The sequence below is a fragment of the Phormidium sp. CCY1219 genome, from assembly GCF_055795085.1.
On record NZ_JAYFEQ010000964.1, the window covers coordinates 1 to 5,125 of the forward strand.

The 5,125-nt window shown below is 52.1% G+C and carries 4 protein-coding genes; 1 reads left to right on the top strand and 3 read right to left on the bottom strand.

Features of this window, described 5'->3' with window-relative positions; translation table 11 throughout:
* Nucleotides 1–175: 175 nt before the first annotated feature.
* From AC0QH1_RS31105 to AC0QH1_RS31115, 3 genes are all read right to left on the bottom strand, one after another.
* Nucleotides 176–2,389, bottom strand: a complete 2,214-nt coding sequence (locus tag AC0QH1_RS31105; RefSeq protein ID WP_324635320.1) for a protein kinase domain-containing protein — start codon at nucleotides 2,387–2,389, stop codon at nucleotides 176–178.
* Nucleotides 2,390–2,864: 475 nt separating this feature from the next.
* Nucleotides 2,865–3,323 carry a GatB/YqeY domain-containing protein gene (locus tag AC0QH1_RS31110; RefSeq protein ID WP_324635321.1) on the bottom strand — a complete coding sequence of 153 codons (459 nt, stop codon included), beginning with the start codon at nucleotides 3,321–3,323 and terminating at the stop codon, nucleotides 2,865–2,867.
* Nucleotides 3,324–3,328: 5 nt separating this feature from the next.
* A complete protein-coding gene (locus tag AC0QH1_RS31115) occupies nucleotides 3,329–3,565 on the bottom strand; it encodes a hypothetical protein (protein ID WP_324635322.1) in 237 nt (78 codons plus the stop codon).
* Nucleotides 3,566–3,917: 352 nt separating this feature from the next.
* On the opposite strand from AC0QH1_RS31115, the gene AC0QH1_RS31120 reads away from it, so the two are divergent.
* Entirely contained in the window at nucleotides 3,918–4,910 is a 993-nt protein-coding gene (locus tag AC0QH1_RS31120) for a ribose-phosphate pyrophosphokinase (RefSeq protein ID WP_324635323.1), read from the top strand.
* The last annotated feature ends 215 nt before the right edge of the window (nucleotides 4,911–5,125 follow it).

A 5,125-nucleotide genomic window follows, 5' to 3' on the forward strand; every position in this document is an offset into this window, starting at 1 on the left:
AATCCCATTCCCCTTGCTCTCCGCTAAACAATAAAAGCATTGCTTTGAAATTACCACCCCATTATAATTTCATTTTACTCCCTTTCCCCCTTTTTTGTCCACTCATCCATCGAAAAAAAAAATTCCCCCCAAGGGTGCAAAAAAAATTTTTTTGCACCCTTTGTCCACAGCCCCTTTAATCACTTACCGTCACCTGCAATTCATAGTTGATGCCCGGTCCGGCGGCCACATCAATTTTATAGTCTCCTGTTTGCGAGATTCGACCTTGCCATTGAACCAATCGCGAGCCATCTTCCACTAATTGCCCATTGGGATAGCGGATATCTAAGCCCACAGCGCCAGAAATCAGAGACACCTTAAGTTGCTGTCCTGCCTGCACGTACACCACATAACGCTTTGTCTGGGAAGTGGTGCGACCTCCCACTTGGGTGCTTCCTTGGGAACCGGATAAGCTTAATCGCTCGGAATCCATCGATTGGGTGGGTTCCGGGGTAGGTGCGGGTCGAGATTCGGGTGTGGGATCCCCCATCGGATCGGGGGAGGGTTCGGGGGTGGGTGCGGGTAAAGGTTCCACGGTTGGCTCCACGGTGGGCTGGGGTATGGGTTGGGGTATCGGTTCGGGGCTAGGGCTGTCTGGAATGCGAGGCGGCGGTTGTGGAATGGGTCTGGGTTGGGTGGGCTGAGGGGTAGGGCGATCGCCTGCATCTAAGCGAATGTCGAGTTTAAAATTGCTTGGTGCGAAACCGGGTAACGCAAACAGCTCGATGGTGTACTCGCCGGTGGTGCTTAACCTGCCCTCCCACTGGTTGACGCCTCTGGATGCACCCATCATCGGGGTGCGATTCGGACCCCAAACGTTAAGCAGGATGCCTCGGTTCCTCACCCCCACATTCAGGTCTTGTCCCGCCGTTGCTCGAACAATATATTTAATGATTTCGTTTTCTTCTACGGTACCTTCCACAGAAGTGGTACTGCCGGAATCGACATTGAGGGGAACGCTAGAAATAATCGGAGGTTCTGGGGGTGGCGGTTCTGGGTTAGGACGGGAAGGCGATCGCCGTGGCATAGGTGTAGGTAACTCCTCCTCGGTAGGTTTTGCGATCGCACCCGGACTGGGAGTGGGGGAAGCGGTGGGGGAAGCGGTGGGGGAAGCGGTGGGAGAAGCGGTGGGAGAAGCGGTGGGAGAAGCGGTGGGAGAAGCGGTGGGGCTTTCCCCGTCGGGGAGGGGAAGACGGACCGGAGGAGTGGGACTCTCCGGAGGCAACTCCGACTCAGAAAACAGAGGAGAAGCGGTAGGGGTATCGGCGGGGCGATCGAGATTTTGGAAAGAACGAACTAACGCCCAAGAGCCAAAACCGGTGAGCAGGAGAATCAAAACAATGCCCGATCCGATCGCGGCGGGATTATCCCACAGAGAGTCATTCCCTGAAGAAATCCCTGTAGGGGGAGAAGTTTGCGGCTTTGGTCCTCCGGCATTTCCTTGGCCCAAAGCAACGGTTTGCATTTGGGACCTATCCGGATCCGGTGGTAAAGTCGGGCTAGGGGGCGTCAGGGGGGCGATCGCGAGTTCCACTTCCTTAGCGTATTGGAAGCGATCGCCGGGTCGGTAACTCAACATCCGATTGAGAACCGCTGCCAACCCTTTACTCACCGATTGGGGCACGAACCGTTCCCAGTGCCAAGTCAGTTTCACATCATCAAACAGTTCTTGCGGTTCGCGATCGGTGAGCAACACCACACAGGTGACGGCTAAGGCATAAAGGTCGCTGCTGGGGTAAGCACGACCGGTTTGGATTTGTTCGCTAGGAGCATAGCCCACCTTACCGACGGTAGTGGCGGGGGGTGTAGCTTGCGGGGACTGGATCAAGGTAGCCAGTTCTTTAACCACACCAAAATCTATCAGGATCGGCAAGCGATCGCGCTGACGCAGAATAATATTTTCCGGCGAAATATCGCGGTGGATAATTCCGTGGCTGTGAATGTAGTCCAACACTGGCAAAAGCTGCTGCATCAGTTGCAAGACTTCCGCCTCAGAAAAAGTCTTCCCCGCCCCGCGATAGTCATCGAGCAAGCTGCGATAGGTTTTTCCCGCTACATAGTCCTGCACTAAAAACAGCCGCCCCTGTTGCTCGAAAGTAGCGCGGAACTGCGGAATTTGCGGATGCTGAATTTGGTAAAGAATTGCCGCTTCTCGTTGGAACAGTTCCTCAGATTTTTGCACGGCGTAAGAATTGGTTTGCGTCGGAATGAATTCCTTGAGCGCGCACCGTTCGTTAAAGCGCCCACGGTCTTCTGCCAGATAAGTGCGGCCAAACCCCCCTTGACCTAAAAGACTGAGGATGAGGTAGCGGTTTTGTAAGATAGTGCCACTGGGAATTTCTGGTTGCATAGCAGTGAGTGGGTGATAGGGGAGAGGGATGTGGGAACCGAGGGGAAAATTGGACAGTGAACAAAGAAGGATTGAGAGGAGCGATTTTGTTCAGTGTCAATTTTTCATTGTAAGCAAGACCGACTTTGAGAAAGATTGCCTTAACGCGCAGGCAGTGTGCCCGTGCCAACGACAGTCCCGTTGTCAATCCTTCTATTTTGGGCAAGTGATTTCGGGAGGACCTTCGGCAGAGACGGGCTGGATATCAAAACTCGCCACAGAGATTGATGTCGCGATGGAAAATAACCCGCATTCATAATAAGCCGGGGCAGGGGAAACGCCGCGCGGAGTTGGGCGGGTGGGTTAGAGCAATGATGATTGCCCCAGGGTTGTGTGCTGAGGATTTGCCAGGGCACTTCCACCCAGGGCATAGTTTGCCCAAAAGCTGGCAAAGCTTTCCACCCCAACCTCCCCACGGTAGATTTCAACCTGAGAATTAACTGCCGAGTTTGGCTTTTACCATGTCTTGGACTTTTTTACCATCGGCTTTGCCCTTGAGCTGCTGCATCGCAGGCCCCATAACTTTCCCCATATCCTTGGGGGAACTGGCTCCGACGCGGGCGATAATTTCATCGACGATCGCGCTGACTTGTGCATCGTCAAGCTGACGGGGCAAGAATTCCTCAATAATTGCCAGTTCTGTGGCTTCTCGTTCGGCGAGATCTGGGCGATTTGCTTGTTCGTACTGTTCGATCGACTCGCGCCGTTGTTTGGCCAATTTGGATAACAGCTCGAGTTCTTGAGCTTCGGTTAAGGTTTCTTGCCCGGAGGGGCGAAGGCTGACTTCGGTTTCGAGGATTTGTTTTTTGATGCTGCGTACTGTTTCGAGGCGGATTTTATCTTTCGCCTTCATTGCCGCCTTGATTTGTTGGTCGATCCGCTCTTTTAAACTCATAAAGCCTATTTGTTCATGCAAGAGAATTGACTCGAAAAATAACCCGAAAGGGGGATGACAATCGCATCGGCTTTCACCTTGTTGACCCGCTTTTGCAGTAAATCAGACTGCTGTGCGATGGTGGAGCGCGGCAGGGAGTAAGTTTTTTTACTGAGTTGCCGGGGAGGGGGCAAAGCGAAATCGATGAATTGCGATCGCATCATTTGAGATTTCAATCCAGCCAAAGGGAGGAGTACATGCACTTCACCGCCTAGATCCTAGCGTATTTTTAACCGGGTAAACATTTCATTGGCGAGGAAAAACGCTATAATATGCCGCCCTAAAAATTCCTCAGTTGCCCTTGGAAAAAATGGCTAACAGATTGGCCGAAAACGGTTCGAGATAGCAACCCATAGCCAAGAGCTTCTTGGGAGGTTGGCAAAACGGCGCGATCGCCCTGGGTTTCTCGATGAGGGAATGTTGTGGAAGAGTGAAATTTTATCTTTGTCAAGAATTGAGATCTTGCTTTCGGTAGAGATCCGGGAAATTAGGGAGAGGATTTAGAGAAGGAGATGATAAAATTACTACGAATGAACGTGCGATAAAGTGTCTGCCGTGATCCGTTCTGCTACTTTAACCCTTCAGCCATCTTTGGCTACTGTTGCCGACCATAGCCGTCTGCGACTATTTTCCGGTTCTTCAAATGTGTCCCTAGCTCAGGAAGTGGCTCGCTACCTGGGAATAGACTTGGGACCAATGGTACGAAAAAGATTCGCCGATGGTGAACTTTACGTTCAAATTCAAGAGTCTATCCGGGGGTGCGATGTTTATTTAATTCAACCAACTTGCCGCCCAGTGAACGATCGCCTGATGGAATTGCTGATTATGATCGATGCTTGCCGACGAGCCTCAGCAAGGCAAATTACAGCAGTGATTCCATATTATGGGTATGCCCGGGCCGATCGCAAAACTGCGGGACGCGAGTCGATTACTGCCAAGCTGGTGGCCAACTTAATTACCCAAGCGGGGGCCAGCCGGATTTTAGCAATGGATTTGCACTCAGACCAAATCCAAGGCTATTTCGATATTCCGTTTGACCATGTTTATGCCTCGCCGGTGTTGTTGGACTACCTAGCGAGCAAGAAACTCCCTGACATCGTGGTAGTTTCGCCAGATGTGGGGGGAGTAGCCAGAGCCAGAGCGTTTGCGAAAAAGTTAAACGATGCCCCACTGGCCATTATCGATAAGCGTCGTCAAGCGCATAATGTGGCAGAAGTGATGAATGTGATTGGCGACGTGAAGGGAAAAACGGCGGTGTTAGTCGATGACATGATTGACACGGCGGGTACGATTTCTGAAGGTGCCCGCTTACTGAGAAAAGAAGGAGCCAGACAGGTTTATGCCTGTGCGACTCATGCGGTGTTTTCTCCACCGGCGATCGAGCGTCTCTCCAGTGGGGTATTTGAAGAGGTGATTGTCACCAATACCATTCCCTTGCCAGAAGACAGACGCTTTGAACAGTTAACCATTCTCTCGGTGGCCAATTTGCTGGGAGAAACGATTTGGCGGGTCCATGAAGATAGTTCGGTGAGTAGTATGTTTCGCTAATCGCCGGCGGGTTTTCCAGCCGGATATAGGCCCCAGGTGCCACCCTGGGGGGATATTCCGTCAGCCCGCCGTGGCTGGCTTATTTTTGTTTGGGGGTGACGCACTCAGCAGGAGTCTGAGCCACCTTAAGGAGTGGAAACTGTCAGGGACTCCGTAGAAACCAACCCCATGTCTAAAGCCAGGGGCTTGTACTTCTAACCACCTGACCAGCCTAA

Excerpts from the sequence above, each read along its gene's own strand:
- AC0QH1_RS31110 (WP_324635321.1), bottom strand. The coding sequence starts at position 3,323 with ATGAGTTTAAAAGAGCGGATCGACCAACAAATCAAGGCGGCAATGAAG.
- AC0QH1_RS31105 (WP_324635320.1), bottom strand. The coding sequence starts at position 2,389 with ATGCAACCAGAAATTCCCAGTGGCACTATCTTACAAAACCGCTACCTC.